Origin of the sequence: Acinetobacter sp. YH12049 (assembly GCF_013419875.1) — a bacterium.
Lineage (GTDB): Bacteria > Pseudomonadota > Gammaproteobacteria > Pseudomonadales > Moraxellaceae > Acinetobacter > Acinetobacter amyesii.
In genome coordinates this window covers 21838-41061 of sequence record NZ_VOZH01000029.1, presented here as the reverse complement: position 1 = coordinate 41061, position 19224 = coordinate 21838, and the positions used below count along the sequence as shown (strand labels likewise).

The window sequence follows — 19224 nt, the reverse complement described above, 5'->3', positions numbered from 1 at the left end:
GCTTACGCGCCTGCGCAATGGCTGCGTCTGGCGCCAGATACCGGCCTCCATCGGAGAAACTGTCCGAGGTTATGTTGACGATGCCGAAAATGATGAGCGATTTATTCATGGGGGCTTCTATAATAATAATAATCGAGCATGAGTCTCATACGGATGCTCGGGTCGAAAGGGAATCCCCAGGCGAGTAACCTGTTTGCGGTGATCCATTAGCTGCAGGAGCAGAATAGCATACATCTGGAAGCAAAGCCAGGAAAGCGGCCTATGGAGCTGTGCGGCAGCGCTCAGTAGGCAATTTTTCAAAATATTGTTAAGCCTTTTCTGAGCATGGTATTTTTCATGGTATTACCAATTAGCAGGAAAATAAGCCATTGAATATAAAAGATAAAAATGTCTTGTTTACAATAGAGTGGGATATGTGGAGTCGATTAGTCCAATTTCTCGGTCAAAGCCCAAGGCCTTTTCGGCATTAACCAAGAGTCTGCTTAAGCACAATTTTCTGGTGGGTAATCATAACTTTTGCCTCATTTGTGATGGATTGATCTATCTTGATTCTACTGAATCGGATCATCGGATTGCCAAAGCCGTAGGTGGGCAAGGTGTTCTAGAGAATGGTCTGCTGGTTCATCCCATCTGTAATAGGATGAAATCAGATCTGAGCCTGGAAGAGATTAGAGCGGCTTTGTTTGGTGAATTACTGTATTAATCAACAGAGCGATGAGCTCATTTTTGCAGAAGTATCAATGATTAATCACATGATTTAACTTTTGATACATTCAGCCAATATGGTTATTTTTAATTCAGTCCAGAATCACAACCAGAAACTAGCTGTAGTTTCTGAATGACCGTCAAGGTCCTTAGTTTCGCCCATAGATTCCCTCTGTGGGCTTTTTTTGATCAAAAATTGTATAGATGCTCTAAAATAAACCTTTTAGCATTTCATAAGCAATTAGGATTAAGGCTGAGACCATCAGCACAACAAAAATGAGTTCCACTCTAGTTAACAACTTAGTTCCATTTACTTTTCACTTAATTTATATAGCAGTTAACTCGTAGCATAAATGAAATAACATGACATGGAAAATAATCAAAAAGACAGAATTTGGATTTTGATCAGATCTGCATGTTTACATGCTTCTACAGCAGCTTTGAATGTTTCACTTAACCTTTAAACTTTTCTTAAAACTAAATATATTTACATATACATTCTAAAATTTGATAGAATTTATTAAAACTTTAGATTCTAAGTGTAAATAATGAGAAGCGCTAATATTCGACGTGATGGCTACTTAAAATTTCTGAATACATGGCAAGACCGTGATGTCATTAAAGTACTTTCAGGTGTGCGTCGCTCTGGAAAATCCACCTTATTGGCGATGTTTCAACAAGACCTAAAAGCACAGGGCGTACAAGCCGAAAACATCATTGCCATCAACTTCGAATTTATGGAATTTGAAGAACTCACCGATTACCGTAAACTACATGATTATGTATTATCCAAAGTTGATAAAAGTAAAAAAAACTATGTTTTTTTAGATGAAATTCAACATGTTACAAATTTTGAGAAAGTAGTCGACTCTTTATATGTTCGGGATTATATCGATTTATATATTACAGGCTCAAATGCATTCTTTCTAAGTGGAGAACTTGCGACTTTACTTACAGGACGCTATATAGAGCAACATGTTTTACCCCTTTCATTCCAAGAATTTAAACAGTGGCATATTGAAAATAATCCGATCATCCAACAATTATCAAATCGTGATTTGTATGCCATGTATACGCGCAGTAGTTTCCCTTATACGCTTGCCATGACTAGCCAGCAGGAAACTTATGATTACTTGCAAGCGGTCTATGCCAGTGTAATGTTTAAAGATGTTATTCCACGTTTGAATACTGCCGATATTAACTCTCTCGAGCGTGTCACAAGATATTTGGCAAGCGTGACAGGCTCAGCTATTTCCATCAATAAAATTAAAAATACCTTTGTTTCAAGTGGGGTTAAAATTTCATTTGAAACAGTAAAACGCTATATTCAGGGCTTACAGGACAGTTTGTTATTTTATAGTGCCGCACAATTTAAAGTACGCGGGCGTGAGTTATTACAATCCTCTGAAAAATACTATTTAGTTGATGTCGGATTGCGCCGGATTATGTTGCCTGATGCTAATGCTGATCAAGGTCATATCTTAGAAAATGTGATTTATCTTGAGCTTGTCAGACGAGGTTATACGGTCTATGTAGGGCGGGTTGATGAATATGAAATTGATTTTGTTGCTGTCGATACTTTACAGAATTTAACTTATTATCAGGTGGCATTAGAAACGCTCAATGAGGAGACACTCAGCCGAGAGTTACGTCCATTACAGAAAATTTCTGATTCGTATCCCAAGTATTTGCTTACATTAGACACGATAGGGACTGAAGCGAATTATAATGGTATTGTAAAAATGAGTGCTCTCGATTGGTTGCTATCTGAAAATAAGTAAAGTTGAGGGTAGACATGGATACTATTATTTATTAATTAAAACTCAAAGACTTTTCAGCATTAACCAAGAGTGTGATCAAGCATAATTTCTGCTCCAATTGTGATGGATCGATTTACCTCGACTCGATTGAGTCAGACTATCATGATTGAGCCAGAGTCGCTTACTGAAAGTAGCGAGAATTGCGCTGGAGTTTCTGAAGGATATTAATTCCTTAGTTTGCCCATTCATCCATCTGGGCATTTTTTTTTTGATTAAAATACAATGCGGTTCTTGCTAAAAAATGACGGCACCCACCATAAAACACAATATTCCAAAAATAATCCAAGGCCATATCTTTGCCTTCGGTTGTTCTAAATTCTGAGGATTATATTCCGTGTGTTCTAGCGATGTCGGTTGTGGAACACGGGTCTTTTTAGAGTAAGGTTGGTGTTTAGAGTAAGATAGTCCCGTACCTGGAATGCCGACACTGGTTCGCGTACCTTTTTTCCCAATATTTAGAGAAGCACCAGGTTTGCCAATGCTGGCACTGCTGATGCCTTTATGGGTCAGATTAATTTTAAAACCCGGGAATAATTTAATACTTTTACGAAATCTAAAACCCATATTTCTCTCATTCTAAAACTTAGCTCAATTCACGCGCTATACCAGGATCCATGATCTGCTAGAGATCGTACTTTGACGGCTATCATCAGGATACTAGTATATTTTTTATCTGATGATTGCAATACTACCTTTAAATACCGTCAAAAATATTTACTGTATATTTGCTGTAGGGTAATCTTAAAGCTGCTATTTATTGACTGATTGGTATATGACGACAGATAAGCATGAAGTGCTTCTTCGAATGCGAGCCATCGAGTTGCTTGCTTACTGGGAAGGTCGTTTGGTTACCAATCGTTTGATGAGCTGGTTTGGGCTCAGTCGACAGCAGGCTTCTGCGGATATCAAGCGTTACAATACGCTGTATAACCCCGATGCCTTGATTCATGACCCCTCCGTCAAGGGTTATGTGCCTAAGGCCAGCTTCCAGCCTGTACTGACTACAGCGCATATCAATGAATATCTCAATATGCTCTCGGGCTTGGTCAGTGAATCGCATGCCCTTATTGCGATGCCAGAACCGAATCTTACAGCAGTTCAATTACCTGATCGCAGTGTACGTCCTGAAGTGATTCGGGAAGTTTTGCGTGCCTGCCGCAACCAAAGTACTTTAAAAATGATTTATGCCTCGATGCAGAATCCGCAGTGGCATGAACGCATCATTTCCCCACACACCCTGGTGTATACCGGTTTTCGCTGGCATGTCCGTGCCTATTGCCATCAGAGCAAGCAGTTTAAGGACTTTTTACTCTCCAGAATTGATCGTACACCTGTTGTGGTGGCGATTGAGTCAGTAGACCCTGCTCAAGATCAGCAATGGCATGAAGAAATTCTACTGACGCTGATCCCTAATCCAAAATTGAATGCAGCTCAAAAAGCGCTGGTCGAAAAAGACTTCGGCATGCCTGATGGCAGATTACAGATTCCGGTGAAAAAAGCCTTGGCTCACTATACTTTGCAGCGATATCAGGCCGCGATCACGCTGGCTGAGGCGGATGATGCCTTGAAATATCCCTTGGTACTACAACGCTCAGATATCGAAAAGCTGTCATCTTACCTGTTTGATCAAGCTTCATAGGAGATTGGCTATGTTAGAACAATTTCATTATGACAGTGACCTAATTGGTGGCTCACTGATGGTACGTGAAAGCCGGCTGATCGCGGATCTGTTATTACGAGAGGCGACTCCAGAACAATGGCATCAGGCCATTCAGATTGACAATATTCTGCAAAAAAGAACTGCGGCTTCGGCGCAACGCAATGCCACCGCTATTCGTAAGCGTCTGGAGCGCTTGGAGCCTGATTTCTGGAAAGCACTACGTGATGGGGATGATGAGCTGGCGACCCAGGTGGCTTTTTGTGGCGCATTGGAACGCAACCTGTTGCTGCTTGAGTTTATGGAAACGGTGATGAGAGAGGCCTATATCTCTCAGGCTCAATACCTGGACAGTTATATCTGGTCAGATTTTTTGGATGAACGCTCACAACGTGATCCGGATATCTTTGATTGGAAAGAGTCCAGCAAGAAAAAAATGGGGCAGGTGGTATTTCGCATGCTGGCAGAAGCCGGTTACTTAAAAAGTACCCGTAAGTTGGAGTTGCAGCGTGTGATCGTCAGAGCAGAGCTGCGTAGCCTGTTGGAAGAACATTATAAACAACGCATTAAAAGATCTATGGAAGTGTCGCTATGGACGCGGTAGTTGTAGAGGGGCAGCAATGAATCAAAAAATACATGAGCGTCTGAACCAGATTCCAGAGCGAATTCTTTCCACCGAGTTTCTCACCGGGCAAGGACTGGGCAATGAAATTGGCTTCTGGATTTTTGATTATGCACCTGAAGATGAGTTGAAAGTGCGCGAATATCTGCATTTTCTAGACGGGATGCTGGAGAAAAAACACAGTCAGCTGAAGGTGGTGAATATCAACCTGCTGCAAGCCGTGGTGGATTATCTGGCTGAGCGTAACTTCATCGATAAAGCCATTCAAATGCAAAAAGCCAAAGGCGATGATGCGCTGCTCAAAGCGCTGAAAGGCCCACTGCATATGGATAAGTTCGCGCCGTATCTGGTGAGTAAATATGCCACCAATGCGCAAGATATTGTGTTGATGACTGGGGTTGGGTCGGTTTGGCCACTGTTACGTGCCCATCACTTATTAAACAGTTTGCATTCGTTACTGGGGCATAAGCCAGTGGTGCTGTTTTACCCAGGTTATTACGACGGTCAAGCGATGAGTTTATTTGGAAAAATTCCAAGCAATAATTACTACAGAGCATTCAGATTAGTGCCTTAACACGGCAAATAGAAATAAGAATTCCGGGGAATTGATTGAGATGAACATTAAAGAACTTTTTTATAAGCCATTAGATCGTGCGATTAACGGGGTCGTAAAAGCAGACCAGAATGACAATACTACGGTTTATCAGGAACTCGATGAGTATGTGGTCACCAATGAACTGGAAAAGCATTTTCGGGACTTTTTCCAGTCTTATGGCACAGACCTAAGCGATCCTTCGATTGCCAACCGTGTCGGCGTATGGATTTCGGGCTTCTTTGGTTCAGGTAAATCACATTTCCTGAAAACCTTGTCGTATATTCTGGCCAATAAAGTGGCACGTGACGCGGAAGGTAACGAACGCAGTGCTGCAGAATTCTTTGATGAAAGCAAAATCCGGGATGCGTTTATCCGTGCGGATATTGGTAAAGCGGTTAGTCATCATGCCGATGTCATCCTATTTAATATCGACAGTAAAGCCAGCTCCAATGATGATGGTAATCCGATTCTGAATGTGTTTTTACGCGTGTTTAACGAATATCAGGGTTTTAGTGCCGATCATCCACATATTGCACATATGGAACGTCACCTGAGCCAGAAAGGGGTGTATGAGCGCTTTAAACAGGCTTTTGAAGAATCTAGCGGCATGTCCTGGCTAGAGGAGCGTGACGGCTATCAGTTCTATCAGGATGATGTCGAAACCGCAATTTCCCAAGCCCTCAACTTATCTGCTGAAGCTGCGCATAAATGGTTTGAGGATTCTGAGCAGACCTTTAGTGTTTCGGTGGAAAACTTCTGTCAGTGGGTGAAAGAATACCTGGACAGCAAAGGACCCCAGCAACGCATGTTGTTCTTGGTCGATGAAGTGGGGCAGTTTATTGGCAGCGATACCCGCTTGATGCTGACACTGCAAACCATTACTGAAAACTTGGGTACGATCTGTAAAGGCCGCGCTTGGATTATCGTCACCTCGCAGGCAGACATCGATGCTGTTTTAGGTGAGATGTCTTCTTCCAAAGCCAATGACTTCTCCAAGATTGCTGGACGTTTTAAAACCCGGTTATCACTGTCCAGTTCCAATACCGATGAAGTCATCCAGAAACGTTTATTACGTAAAACCCCGGAAGCTGAAGCACTGCTCAGATCAGTGTTTGAGCAAAAGGGCGATATCTTAAAAAACCAGATCACCTTTGACCGTTCAGGCCCAACACTCAAGAACTATGAGGGTCCAGACAGCTTTATCAATAACTATCCTTTTGCGCCGTACCATTTCCAGCTGGTGCAGAAAGTTTTTGAAGAAATCCGTAAGGTCGGTGCGACCGGTGCACACCTGGCCTATGGTGAACGGTCCATGTTGGATGCGTTCCAGATGGCCGCGAATGCGATTGCTACAGATGAAGTCGGGGCCCTGGTTCCTTTCCACCGCTTCTATACTTCAGTGGAAGGATTTCTGGATACAGCAGTGAAGCGTACCATCGACCAGGCAGGGCAGAATAAAACCCTGGATAGTTTTGATGTGCAGATGCTGCGTACCCTGTTCATGATCCGCTATGTCGATATCATCAAAGGTACGCTGGATAACCTGGTGACTTTGTCGATTGAGAAAATTGATGAAGATAAGCTGGCATTGCGCAAGCGGATTGAAGAGAGCCTACTGCGTCTGGAAAAAGAGAGCCTGATTACTAGGAATGGTGATGAGTTCCTGTTCCTGACCAATGAAGAACGCGATATTACCCGTAAAATTAAAGCCACAGACTTAGCGGCTTCAGAAGAAAATAAAGAGTTAGCTAATCTAATCTTTAAAGATTTACTGAGGGATCAGAACAAATACCGCCATCAAGCCAACAAGATGGACTATCAGATTGGTCGTTTTCTGGATGGTCATAGCCTGGATGGCAAGTATGAGAGCGATTTGAAAGTTGAAATCATTTCTCCACTGGATACGGAATATAACCTCTACACAGAAGCTTTCTGTATTGGTAAGAGCGCCGAGGCCGAAGGGCAGGTACTGTTTAAACTGGCAGACGATAAACAGTTCTTTAATGAACTGCGCACCTGGCTGAAAACCAATAAATTCATCCGCTTAAATGATGATGGTACCCAATCCGATATCACCCGTATTCTGGCAGACCGTGGCCGTGAGAATCAGGAGCGTAAAAAACGTCTGCGTGCCCGGGTCGAAGAAATGTTGCTGGACGCGGAAAGTTATGCCTTGGGTCAACATCTACAACTTTCATCTTCAAGTCCAACCACCAAGCTGGATGAGGCTTGTCGTTATCTGCTGGAAAACACTTATACCAAACTGAGCTATTTGCAGGTCTATCAGCAGGATGCCTGGCGTGAACTGAACGCCGTCTTGACTGTTGATGATATGGCGCAACTCGGATTGTCTCTGGATGGCGGTCAAAGCAATCCGAAAGCCCTACAGGAAGTAGAGCAGTACATTGCACTACGGGCCACTGGTACAGAGCGTATTCTGGTCTCGGATGTGATAGATCGTTTTGCCAAACGCCCTTATGGCTGGCCAGATGCCGAGATTTTACTGCTGGTAGGTCAGCTGGCGGCAATGGGGCGGATTTCTCTGCAGTTAAATGGCGGCAGCTTACAGTTGAAAGAGGCCTTTGAGCCTTTACAAAACAGCCGTCGTCGCCGTGATGTGTCGATCATTAAAAAACGCCAGACTGATGATCAGGTGTTGAAACAGGCACGCCAACTCACCCAAGACCTATTCTCGGCCATGGGACCAGCGACAGAAAAAGAGCTATTTGAATTCTATACCCAACATTTTAAAAACTGGTTAGCCAACTTTAAGTCGTATAAGAGTAAAACTGATGTCGGGCAGTTCCCAGGCAAGAAAGTGATTGAAAAGTCGATTCTGACTTTGGAACGTCTGCTGGCGAATAGCGACAGCTTTGATTTCTTTAAGGCCGTGGTCGAGAACAAGGACGACTATCTGGATCTGGAAGAAGATTATCGTGATATTCATGAGTTCTTCACTAACCAGATGCCGAGCTGGCAGCAACTGCAACAGGCCTTACGTCATTTTGAGAAAAACAAACAGGCGTTGGGCAGTGATGATGTGGCAAAAAAAGCCCTGTCTGAATTACATCGTATTTCCACCCTTGAATCTCCCTATGGCCTGTTAAATAAAGTTGCTGATTTGGTTCGCACAGTGGAAAGCGTCAATGAGCAATTGCTGACTGAGAAGCGTAATCAGGCGATAGAACACATTGATGACAAAATCAAGCAGCTGGAAGCCGAGATTAAAAACAGTGGTATCGCTACCGCTGAGCTGAGTAACAAGCTATTACGCCCACTACAACTGCTGAAAACGGATATTGAAGTGGAAACTAGCCTGTCCACCATCTATATGCTGCAAACCCAAACCGCCGTCGAGCGTTTTGATGAAGCCTTGTATGAGCTGGAAAGCGAAGTTCAGGCGGAAATCCAGCGTCAGGCCAAAGCGGCACAACTGGCTCAGAGCAAAGCCGAGAGTGTAACCAACACTGCAACCACCTCCAGCCCAGCTACATCAACACCTGCTGCGAGTCCGGTACAGCCTGCAATCGCCGTAGTGCCACCGAAACCGGTGGTGGAAGTCGATGTTGCTAGCATTTACAGCAAAAGCTCAAGTAGTGTCTATCTGGAAACAGAAGAATCAGTGGATCAGTTTGTAGACGCACTCAAAGCTGAATTGAAAAAAATCGTGAGTGACAAAAAGCGTGTGCGTATCCGCTAACAGGGCTTAGGGATATCGGCATCAGTCATTGATTAAAGGTTTAAAGATGAATACCAGTAATATTAAAAAATACGCACCGCAAGCACGAAATGATTTTATCGCAGCGATGCGCAAGCAGGCCGCCAAATATGGCATCACCGCAGACCGCATTTTACCGGCTGAACAGAAAGGCGACTTGCTGCTGATTGGCGATCAGGTTTTTCCGCTATCAGTCATGAAACCACGTGACAAGCTGATCAAACGCATTCAAACCAGCAGTTTTGAGCAGACGATTGATTATATCGCTTACAGCTGGTTTAACCGTCTCTGCGCGATTCGTTATATGGAATGCAAAGGCTTACTGGATCATGGTCGCCGTGTACTCAGTAGTGCCGATGGCAGTGCAGGCTTGCCACAAATTCTGGAAGAATGTCTGGACATTGAGCTACCGAATTTAGATGCCAGCCGTGTGGCTGATCTCAAGCTAGATGGCAATAAAGACGAAGAGCTGTATCGGGAGCTATTACTGGCTCAATGTCATGCGTTGAATCAGGTGATGCCACTCCTATTTGAACAGGTTTCTGATGAGTCAGAACTGTTATTACCTGACAATTTAACCAAAACCGATTCTTTGATCCGTGATTTGGTGAGCAGTATTCCAGAAGAAGATTGGAATGATGTGCAGATTATTGGCTGGTTGTATCAGTTCTATATTTCTGAAAAGAAAGATCAAGTGATTGGTAAAGTTGTCAAGAGTGAAGACATTCCTGCCGCGACGCAACTCTTCACCCCAAACTGGATTGTGAAGTATCTGGTGCAGAATAGTGTCGGTCGTTTATGGATGATGGCACAGCCGGAAAGTATGCTTGCCAGTGGGTGGGAATACTATATTCAGCCGGCTGAGCAAAGCGATGAAGTCAATGCACAGTTAAAACAACTGATTGATGTGCGGATCAGTGAAGATGGCGATACTTTAAACCCTGAAAGTATTACGGTGCTGGATCCAGCCTGTGGTTCGGGGCATATTCTGGTGGAAGCCTATGATTGCTTAAAAGCAATTTACTTAGAGCGTGGCTACCGTAGCCGAGATATTCCACGTTTGATTCTGGAAAACAACCTCTACGGCATTGATATTGATACCCGTGCCGCACAGCTCGCCAGTTTTGCGCTATTGATGAAAGCGCGTGAGGACGACCGCCGTTTATTTAGCAGTCCACCGAGGCTGAATATTATTGCGTTACAGGATAGTCAGCCGGAACGTTTGGATGCATTCAGTCAGGACTTGGCAAGTACTGGTATTGCACAGACAGATTTAAAAGAACTGTTGGACTTGTTTGAACATGCCTCAACCTTTGGTTCTTTGATTCAAATCCCTGTAGCATTTGCTAAAAAGCTGCCTGATTTAGAAAGCAAGCTGAATACAGCGTCAGAGTCAGGGGATATTTTTGCACAGCAGTCAGCGCAGGAGCTGTTACCTTTAGTACAGCAAGCTAAATTACTCGCTAAGCAATATGATGCTGTGATTGCCAACCCGCCGTATATGGGAGGCTCCGGTATTAAGCTTTTAAAAAACTTCGCCCAAAAAAAGTTTCCTGACAGTAAATCAGACTTGTTCGCCATGTTTATAGAGCGCGGCTTTGCATGGTGTAAAGACAGTGGTTTTAACAGCATGGTGACCATGCAAAACTGGATGTTTTTATCCTCTTATGAAGCGATGCGTGAAAAAATGTTACAGGATCGGAGCGTTATTTCGCTTATCCAAATTGGGTATAATAGTTTTCCTGAACTTAATTCAAAGGTGGCTCAAGCATGTGGCTTTTCAATTTTAAAGACAAACATAAAATCCATTAAAGGTAATTATGTTAATCTAAATAATGCACCACAGACTGCAGATAAAAATAAAATTTTCTTAAGTAGAACTTCTCAGATAATTTTTGATAGAGATCAAAATAATTTTAAAAAAATTCCAGGAAGTCCATTAGCATATTGGTCTAGTCCAAGAGTATTTGATGCTTACGAAAATAATTTATTAAATGATTTTGCAGAACCTAGGCAAGGTTTAGCGACAGGTAATAATGAAAGATTTCTAAGACTTTGGCATGAGGTTGGGCAGAAAGAAATTAATAAAAATGTTGAAAGTTTTACTTCCTATCAGAAAGGTGTAACAGGAATTTGGTTTCCTGTTACAAAAGGGGGATCTTACAGAAGATGGTATGGTAATAATGACTTTCTTATTAAATTCGATTCTAAAAGTTATGATGATTTATCAAATATGGGGAATCATCTACCATCACGTGAATTTTATTTTCGCGAGGGAGCAACATGGTCAACTTTAAGTAATGCATTAATTTCTTTTAGATATTCCAATAATTCTATTTTTGAGACCAAAGGTTCAATTTGCTTTCCTAAAGAATCAATTGATGTATATTATCTTTTAGGATATTTAAATACAAAAGTAGTTCAATTTTTTCTAAAAGCATTAAGCCCAACTATTGATTATCATGAAGGACCATTGAGAAAAGTTCCTTTCATTCAAAATATTATTTCGGTTGCTAATAACTCCAAAAAGTGTATCAAAATTGCAAAATTAGACTGGGACTCCTACGAAACTTCATGGGACTTTACTCAAAACCCAATTATCCGTACGGGGCAGCTAAACCTCGAACAAGCATTTAATACATGGCAACAGCAAAATGCTGCCGCCGTGGCTGAAATGAAACGCTTGGAAGAAGAAAACAATAAACTGTTTATTGATGCTTATGGATTACAGGATGAACTTACACCAGACGTACCAGATGAACAGATCACTTTAACTCGTGCCGACCGTGAAAAAGACAGCCAGCGTTTAGTCTCTTATGCACTTGGCTGCATGATGGGGCGTTATAGTCTGGATGAACCAGGTCTGATCTATGCCCATGCAGGTAATCAAGACTTTGATGCTAGCCGTTATCAAACATTTCCAGCCGATGCAGACGGTATTATTCCATTGACCGAAATGCACTGGTTTGAAGATGATGCTACACATCGTATTCGAGAGTTCTTAACTGCGGTTTGGGGTAAAGACACGCTGGATGCCAATATGCAGTGGCTTGCAGAAAGCTTGGATAAAAAAGCCAACGAAACTGCTGAAGATACGATTCGCCGTTACCTAGCGAGTAAGTTCTATAAAGACCACATGCAAACCTATAAAAAGCGCCCGATTTACTGGTTATTTAGCAGTGGTAAACAGGGGGCTTTCCAGGCGTTGGTGTACTTGCACCGCTATAACGAAAGTACTTTGGCACGTATGCGTACCGAATATGTCATGCCACTGATTTCAAAAATGGCGGCTATGGTTAATTCTTTGCAAAGTGAAATCGAAAACAGTGATTCAGCTGCTGAAATCAAACGCAAAGAGAAAGAGCTACAAAACTTGCATAAGCAACAGGCTGAGCTGAGTACTTTTGAAGAAAAACTACGTCATTATGCCGATCAGCGTATATCACTGGATCTAGATGATGGGGTGAAAGTGAACTATGGCAAGTTTGGCGACTTGTTGGCGAATGTGAAGGACATTACTGGGGGGAGTGGGGAATGAGCATAGATTATCAAGAACATCTGGTTTGTTTTATCGATTTATTAGGATTTAAATCAGCCATAGACCAGTCGATTAAAAATAATGAAATATGTAAAGCTTTGTATGATTTAATTCATGATCTAAAAGAGAGCTCACTAAAAAAGAGAGTTTATGGAAACATCCCCTTTTTTACTTTGGATGAGAAAAATACAGTAAAACCTGCAGGTGACGTATTTGGTGACAATGTTGTAGAACAGTTTTCAGAGTCTTTTCCTTTAAAGATCACTCAATTTTCTGATTCATTTGTTATTTCTTGCCCAAGTAATAATTCAGCATCTTGTATTTTATTATTAGAATGTATTTATACAATAAAACTTATGTTCTTTTATGATTTAGGTATGATTTTGCGTGGAGGAATTGCTCTAGGACGGCTCATTCATGAAGAAGGTGGAGCATTATTTGGTCCTGCTATGAATGAAGCCTATTCTTTGGAATCTAAACTAGCGATTTATCCACGAGTTGTTATCGCAGATAATGCTTATAACCTTTTAAGTAAATCTAGTGAAAGTCACCCAGCTTTAAAAGCTATTTTTTCAGCATTTGATGGGCACAAAGTATTTGATCTCGTCAGTATTTTTGAAAGTCCTTCATGGACTGTTGAAGGTGCTGGTCAACAACTAAAAGCAATTGAACAAGATATTTTGCAAAATTCACAAGATGCCCATCCTAAAATTGCCTATTTATTGGATAGATGGGAACAAAAGCAAAAAGAAGTGGATTCGCAGGTGCTGCAATGAATTTAAGTCAACTTCAGCAAGGCTTAGAGCAGGCTTTCTTTCATGAAAATCACCGGATTGTCTTCTGGTACGATGCGGAACAATCTTTCAGTGATGAAATACAGGCGTTAAAACTGAAAGATGTCCAGATTCTGAATATGGCAGAAGAATCGAGTTTGGCGATCAAGATTAAACTGGAACTTGAGGATCAGGAGGGCAAATACTTGCTGTATTTTCCAAGTCCTGAGCCTGAAACCGAAAAAGACTGGTTACTGGACATCAAGCTGTATTCACGTAGCTTTTATGCCGATCGTTTCTCAATTATCTTCAATGAGCTGGGTTTACAGCAGCAGAGTCTAAGAGAACATCTGGCCAAACGTGAAGAATTCCTTAAAGCCAAAGCCCGTCTGAGTACATTGAAACGCTATATCCAGCCTGATGCAGATGAACAGGATCTGGACATGGCCATGATTGCGGCTGTGGTCAAGGCTGATAGTGCCGAGCTGATGCATATCGTTCTGGCACTGGCAGATGAAATGGTACAGCAGAACCTGGCTCTGGAAGTCAATCCAGACTCCTTTGCTGAACTGGAAAAATTCCAACTGGTGCCAGCTTTGGTCACCGCATTACAGGCGGAAATTGGTTATCCAGCATCGGTTGAAGAATTGAATGGGGAAGCACCATTCAAGCTCGGTACGTTCTTTATCCGTTTGATGACTACAGGTTTCTGTGAAAGCCTGGGCGATATACCGCTATGGGCTCAAGAACTGGTGATGTCATCCGTCAGCTCCCGTGCGACGGCTAGAGCCTTTTTGTCGCGCTGGAGAGACAGTTCTAAATACTACCCAACCTTCGATACACTCTCCCAGACCGTGGCCAATGCACTGCGGATCCAGGAGAAGGTCGGGGCCTTTGATCTGGAGCAGCTGCTCGATGTCATGACCTTTGAAGTGATTGAACAAAAGATCATTATTGATCTGGCCAGTCATATCCCTGCAGCAGCCAAAGCTGAACTGGAACATTTCAGAACGATTATTTCTACCCGTCTGGATGGCTATTGGGCTTCCAAACATAAGGATGATGCAACACGCCGTAAATATCGTACTGTCTATACAGCGTTGCAGGCAGCCATTGAGCTGTTTAGCCTGCGACAGCAGTTTGATGCCGGTTTCTATTTCGACTCCAGTGAAGCTTTGTATAAAGCCTACGAGCAGGAGTTGTATCGCTTTGATATGGCCTATCGCCACTACAGTGCTGCTTCTCAACGCGCTCATGTCGATATCCTGAAAAAACTCGATGAAGAAGTGGAAAATTGCTATTCCTACTGGTTTATTGACCACTTGGCACGCAACTGGGGCGAGCGGATTGAAGCTGAGCAACGCTTGAATGTCTGGAAAATGGCAGATATCCCAAATCAGCAGAACTTCTACGATACTCACGTTAGACCCTTACTCAGTTCCGCAACGAAACGCCGTATTGTGGTGATTATCAGTGATGCTTTCCGTTATGAAGCTGCGGTAGAGCTGCGTGATCGTATCAATGAAAAGCGTTATTCTGAAGCGACCTTGTCTTCACAGCTGGGCGTTGTCCCAAGTTACACCACACTTGGCATGGCCTCGTTGTTGCCGCATCAGACTTTGGAGTACAAAGAGGCCGCAGGTGATGATGTTTTAGTAGATGGGCAGTCCAGCAAAGGGACTGCAGCACGATCCAAAATTCTGGCTGCCTATAATGGATTGGCGGTTACCGCTGAAACGGTAAAAGGTTGGTCGCGTGATGAAGGCCGTGAAGCACTTAAAGACCATGATTTGATTTACGTTTATCACAACGTGATTGATGCTCGGGGAGACAGTGCCTCTACAGAATCTGAGACCTTTATGGCGGTGGAACATGCTATTGAAGAGCTGACTGAACTCAGCCGTAAAATTTTAATGCACTTCAATATTTCCACCCTGTTGATTACAGCCGACCATGGCTTCTTGTTCCAGCAAAGTAAACTGGAATCTGCGGATCGTTCAAGCTTGACTGAAAAACCGACCAATGCATTGAAGAGCAAGAAACGCTATGTGATTGGGCATGGTTTGCCAGAGAGTAAGGAAGCCTGGAAAGGCTCAACCCAAGCTACGGCAGGCACATTATCTGCGACTGATTTTTGGATTCCAAAAGGGGCGAACCGTTTCCATTTTGTAGGAGGCTCACGTTTCGTGCATGGTGGCATCATGCCTCAGGAAATTGTGGTGCCGGTACTGACGGTAAAACAGCTACGTGGTGAAAAGGCTGGACAGCGGACCAAGCGTAAAGTTGAGGTCATTTCTACAAAATCCACGCTGAAGATGGTCAATAACATCCAGAAGTTTGATTTGATGCAAACCGAAGCTGTCAGTGAGCTGGTTATGCCAGTAACCCTATCGATTGCCATTTATGATGGGGATGTCAAAGTTTCCAGTGAAGAAACTCTGACCTTTGATAGCAGTACCGACTCTGTTGCGGAACGGGTAAAACAGGTCAGACTGTCATTGTCCGGTACTGATTTTGACCGTAAGAAAGATTACTTCCTGGTACTGAAGGACAAAGACCTAAATATCGAAGTGCAGCGCTATAAGGTCACCATTGATTTGGCATTTACCGATGACTTCTTCTAATAACGAATTAACGATAGAGCGTAGCCTACATGGAATCTGCTAACGATAAAGAACTGGATCAGCTGCTGAATGAACACTTTGCTGGGCGGGTGGTACGTAAGGATCTGACTAAACTGATCAAAGAAGGGGCTAACGTTCCTGTCTATGTACTCGAATACCTGCTAGGGATGTATTGTGCCTCGGATGATCCTGAGATCATTGAGCAGGGACTACGTAACGTAAAGACCGTACTGGCTGAGAACTACGTCCGTCCTGATGAAGCTGAGAAGGTGAAATCCCTGGTCCGTGAACGGGGCAGTTATAAGGTCATTGATCGGGTGACCGTAAAGCTGAATGAGCGTAAGGACAAATACGAAGCATCATTTAGTAATCTGGGCATCAAAGATGCCGAAATCTCGGCAGGCATCGTCAAAGAGTATGAAAAATTACTTGTTGGTGGTATCTGGGTCATTGCTACGCTCAGTTATTATTTTGAAGAAGGACAGACCAGCTCGCCATTTGGTGTCAGCTTACTCAAGCCGATTCAGATGCCGAATATGAATATGGATGAACTTTTCAGTGGCAGAGCAGCATTAAGCACGGATCAGTGGCGCGAGAGTTTAATCCGTTCGATCGGCATGGAACCGGCTTCGCTAAAAGAGGATGTGCAATGGCACCTATTAGCGCGTATGGTTCCGTTCGTTGAAAATAACTATAACGTCTGTGAACTTGGACCACGCGGTACCGGGAAAAGCCATATTTACAAAGAGTGTTCACCGAACAGTATTTTAGTCTCGGGTGGGCAAACGACTGTCGCCAATCTGTTCTATAACATGAGTAGCCGCCGTATTGGTCTGGTGGGGTTGTGGGATGTGGTGGCCTTTGATGAAGTTGCCGGTATTTCCTTTAAGGACAAAGATGGCGTTCAGATCATGAAAGACTACATGGCATCGGGATCTTTTGCCCGTGGCCGGGAACAGATGGAAGCATCTGCTTCAATGGTTTTTGTGGGTAATATTAACCAAAGCGTCGAATCGTTGGTAAAAACCAGCCATCTCTTGGCACCTTTCCCTGAAGCCATGATCGATTCGGCATTCTTCGATCGTTTTCATGCCTATATTCCAGGTTGGGAAATTCCAAAAATGCGTCCGGAATTCTTTACCAACCGTTATGGTCTAATCGTTGATTATCTGGCTGAATTCTTCCGGGAAATGCGTAAGCGTAGTTTTGCGGATGCCATTGAGAAGTACTTCAAACTCGGAAATAACCTGAATCAGCGCGATGTGATTGCCGTTCGCAAGACGGTTTCTGGATTGATGAAGTTGCTCTACCCACACGGTCAGTTTAATAAAGAAGATGTACGCCAGTGTCTGGAATATGCGCTGCAGGTACGCCGTCGGGTCAAAGAGCAGCTGAAGAAAATTGGTGGTATGGAATTCTATGACGTTCATTTCAGCTATATCGACAATGACACCTTAGAAGAACATTTTGTCTCAGTCAAAGAGCAGGGTGGTGGCGGACTGATTCCCGAAGGTCCAGCCAAGCCAGGTTTCTTATATACCATCGGGCTCAGTAATAAAGGCATGCCGGGGTTATACCGCTTAGAACTTCAAGTGACCAAAGGTTCTGGAAAATTGGCGACATCAGGCTTATGGAATTCAAGCAGTGCCAAGGAGCAGGTCAAGATCGCATTTGACTACTTCAAGGCCAATGCATCCAGAATATCGGGTGGCAGTAAGGTGCTGGAACATGACTTCCACTTACATGTGGTTGAATTACAGAATACCGGGCCGCTCAGCCATCTTGCTCTGCCAAGTTTAGTGGCTTTCGCTTCTGGCCTCTTAGGACGATCGGTTCAAAGTCAGATGGTGGTACTGGGTGATATGAGCTTGGGTGGTTCAGTGACACCGGTGGAAAGTATTGCCGAATGTCTGCAAGTTGCTTTTGATGCGGGTGCCAAGAAGGTTGCTTTGCCAATGAGTAGTGCGGCAGATATCCCAACGATTCCTGTGGAACTGTTTACCAAGTTCCAGACCAGCTTTTATGCAGATCCGGTAGATGCTGTGTTTAAGGGGCTAGGGGTGGATTAATTTCATATCTGTCTGGAAGAGTTACAGTAGATTGTTTTAAATTCAGTTTCTCAAGTTAAACACCATGTTGTAAAAGCATAATACTGCCTCTTTTAAAGAGCTAGTATTTTAGGGGGGATTACCCTTCATTTTTTCTTGATCAGATATCTGTTGTATTTTGACAGGATTTTGTTGATCTAAATATTTTTGATACCAAACACGCAATGTTTCAGGAGTACAACCGATTTTAGGATCAATAGCTGTGATTGCTGCCCAAGTAGAAGGATAATCTTTTTCAGATTCAATCAATAATTGAACCGCTCTTTCTCTGATTTCAGGGGGCAATTTTACTTTGCCATTTGTAAGGTAAAAGGGGTCAATTTTAGAATGCCGTTGACAATGTATCGCCTTTTGAGTTTGAAGCAATGTACAATGATAAGATTAACCCGTTAGGTCAGGTGGCCTAACTTAAATAAAAAGTCTCCGACAAACCCGGTACGGTTCACTATCTATTGTTATTCTTACCTGAAATTGATGTGAGCTTATAGAGACAAGGTAAATTTGCAAAAGTGCCGGCTATTCAGTGTTCATTGAATGTTTAATTTAATTTATTAAGCTTGACCTTGGAGTGGCTCTAAGCCTTATACTTGGTACAAATTTTTCGATTGTTATGATGATGCGTTCTACTACATGGATTACAGTCTTGGTTGGATTGTTCATGTTCCAAAGCTTTTGGAATGTGGCGGCGGCCTTTTGTGTCCATGAACAACAGCCTCAATCACAGCAGAGTTATCATTTTGGTCATCACCAAAATACCTTGTGTGCCAGCGATAGTCGTCAACACGATCATAATGGACAGTCAGAAAACATAAAAACATTCAGTAGCGATTTAGAAATCGGTGAAGATCATCAAGATCATCTACCATCGATGACGCATTTGATTGTACAAAATGAAAAAGTAGATGTGTTTCCTCCAAGCTCTGAAGTTAAAGTGAATCCACAATTTCATTGGAAAAACAGCTATCAGGCTCCTGACCTGTTTCAACAAAGCCCACCTCCCGAATTTTCCCCGCTCATGGTGGGGTAGCCTAAAACATTCCCACCACTTTTATTATTTAAATAAG

General features: G+C 43.0%; 11 protein-coding genes and 3 pseudogenes. 11 read left to right on the top strand and 3 right to left on the bottom strand.

Features of this window, described 5'->3' with window-relative positions; translation table 11 throughout:
• A pseudogene (locus tag FTU05_RS13075) lies at window positions 1–109 on the bottom strand (dihydropteroate synthase); the annotation flags it as partial.
• A gap of 282 nt (window positions 110–391) precedes the next feature.
• On the opposite strand from FTU05_RS13075, the pseudogene FTU05_RS13070 reads away from it, so the two are divergent.
• Together FTU05_RS13070 and FTU05_RS13065 are read left to right on the top strand one after the other, a co-directional pair.
• Window positions 392–703: pseudogene (locus FTU05_RS13070) on the top strand (HNH endonuclease signature motif containing protein); the annotation flags it as partial.
• Between the two features lie 550 nt (window positions 704–1253).
• Entirely contained in the window at window positions 1254–2486 is a 1233-nt protein-coding gene (locus FTU05_RS13065; RefSeq protein ID WP_160255372.1) for an ATP-binding protein, read from the top strand.
• Between the two features lie 273 nt (window positions 2487–2759).
• On the opposite strand, the gene FTU05_RS13060 is transcribed toward FTU05_RS13065, so the two are convergent.
• A complete protein-coding gene (locus tag FTU05_RS13060) occupies window positions 2760–3089 on the bottom strand; it encodes a DUF4236 domain-containing protein (protein WP_005403805.1) in 330 nt (109 codons plus the stop codon).
• A gap of 208 nt (window positions 3090–3297) precedes the next feature.
• Between FTU05_RS13060 and FTU05_RS13055 the strand changes: the two genes are divergently transcribed.
• Genes FTU05_RS13055 through brxL form a run of 8 tightly spaced genes read left to right on the top strand, consistent with a single transcriptional unit; the run spans window position 3298 to window position 18121 of the window.
• A complete protein-coding gene (locus FTU05_RS13055; RefSeq protein WP_180165641.1) occupies window positions 3298–4164 on the top strand; it encodes a WYL domain-containing protein in 867 nt (288 codons plus the stop codon).
• A gap of 10 nt (window positions 4165–4174) precedes the next feature.
• Complete coding sequence (locus tag FTU05_RS13050) at window positions 4175–4786, top strand: DUF1819 family protein (RefSeq protein ID WP_180025626.1); 612 nt, start codon at window positions 4175–4177, stop codon at window positions 4784–4786.
• 16 nt (window positions 4787–4802) lie between these two features.
• Window positions 4803–5378 carry a DUF1788 domain-containing protein gene (locus FTU05_RS13045; protein WP_136143646.1) on the top strand — a complete coding sequence of 192 codons (576 nt, stop codon included), beginning with the start codon at window positions 4803–4805 and terminating at the stop codon, window positions 5376–5378.
• Between the two features lie 40 nt (window positions 5379–5418).
• A complete protein-coding gene (gene brxC / locus FTU05_RS13040) occupies window positions 5419–9099 on the top strand; it encodes a BREX system P-loop protein BrxC (protein ID WP_180165638.1) in 3681 nt (1226 codons plus the stop codon).
• 46 nt (window positions 9100–9145) lie between these two features.
• Window positions 9146–12655, top strand: a complete 3510-nt coding sequence (gene pglX / locus FTU05_RS13035) for a BREX-1 system adenine-specific DNA-methyltransferase PglX (RefSeq protein ID WP_180165636.1) — start codon at window positions 9146–9148, stop codon at window positions 12653–12655.
• Window positions 12652–13431, top strand: coding sequence for a hypothetical protein (locus FTU05_RS13030; RefSeq protein WP_180052744.1), 780 nt, complete (start codon window positions 12652–12654; stop codon window positions 13429–13431). The genes pglX and FTU05_RS13030 overlap by 4 nt, the downstream gene beginning before the upstream one ends.
• Window positions 13428–16052, top strand: a complete 2625-nt coding sequence (pglZ, locus tag FTU05_RS13025; RefSeq protein ID WP_180052743.1) for a BREX-1 system phosphatase PglZ type A — start codon at window positions 13428–13430, stop codon at window positions 16050–16052. Before FTU05_RS13030 ends, pglZ begins: the two co-directional genes overlap by 4 nt.
• Before the next feature lie 29 nt (window positions 16053–16081).
• A complete protein-coding gene (brxL, locus tag FTU05_RS13020; RefSeq protein ID WP_005021615.1) occupies window positions 16082–18121 on the top strand; it encodes a protease Lon-related BREX system protein BrxL in 2040 nt (679 codons plus the stop codon).
• A gap of 123 nt (window positions 18122–18244) precedes the next feature.
• Here the strand turns inward: brxL and FTU05_RS13015 are convergent.
• A pseudogene (locus FTU05_RS13015) lies at window positions 18245–18481 on the bottom strand (hypothetical protein); the annotation flags it as partial.
• 289 nt (window positions 18482–18770) lie between these two features.
• Between FTU05_RS13015 and FTU05_RS13010 the strand changes: the two are divergent.
• Entirely contained in the window at window positions 18771–19187 is a 417-nt protein-coding gene (locus tag FTU05_RS13010) for a cation efflux protein, CzcI-like (RefSeq protein WP_257223833.1), read from the top strand.
• The last annotated feature ends 37 nt before the right edge of the window (window positions 19188–19224 follow it).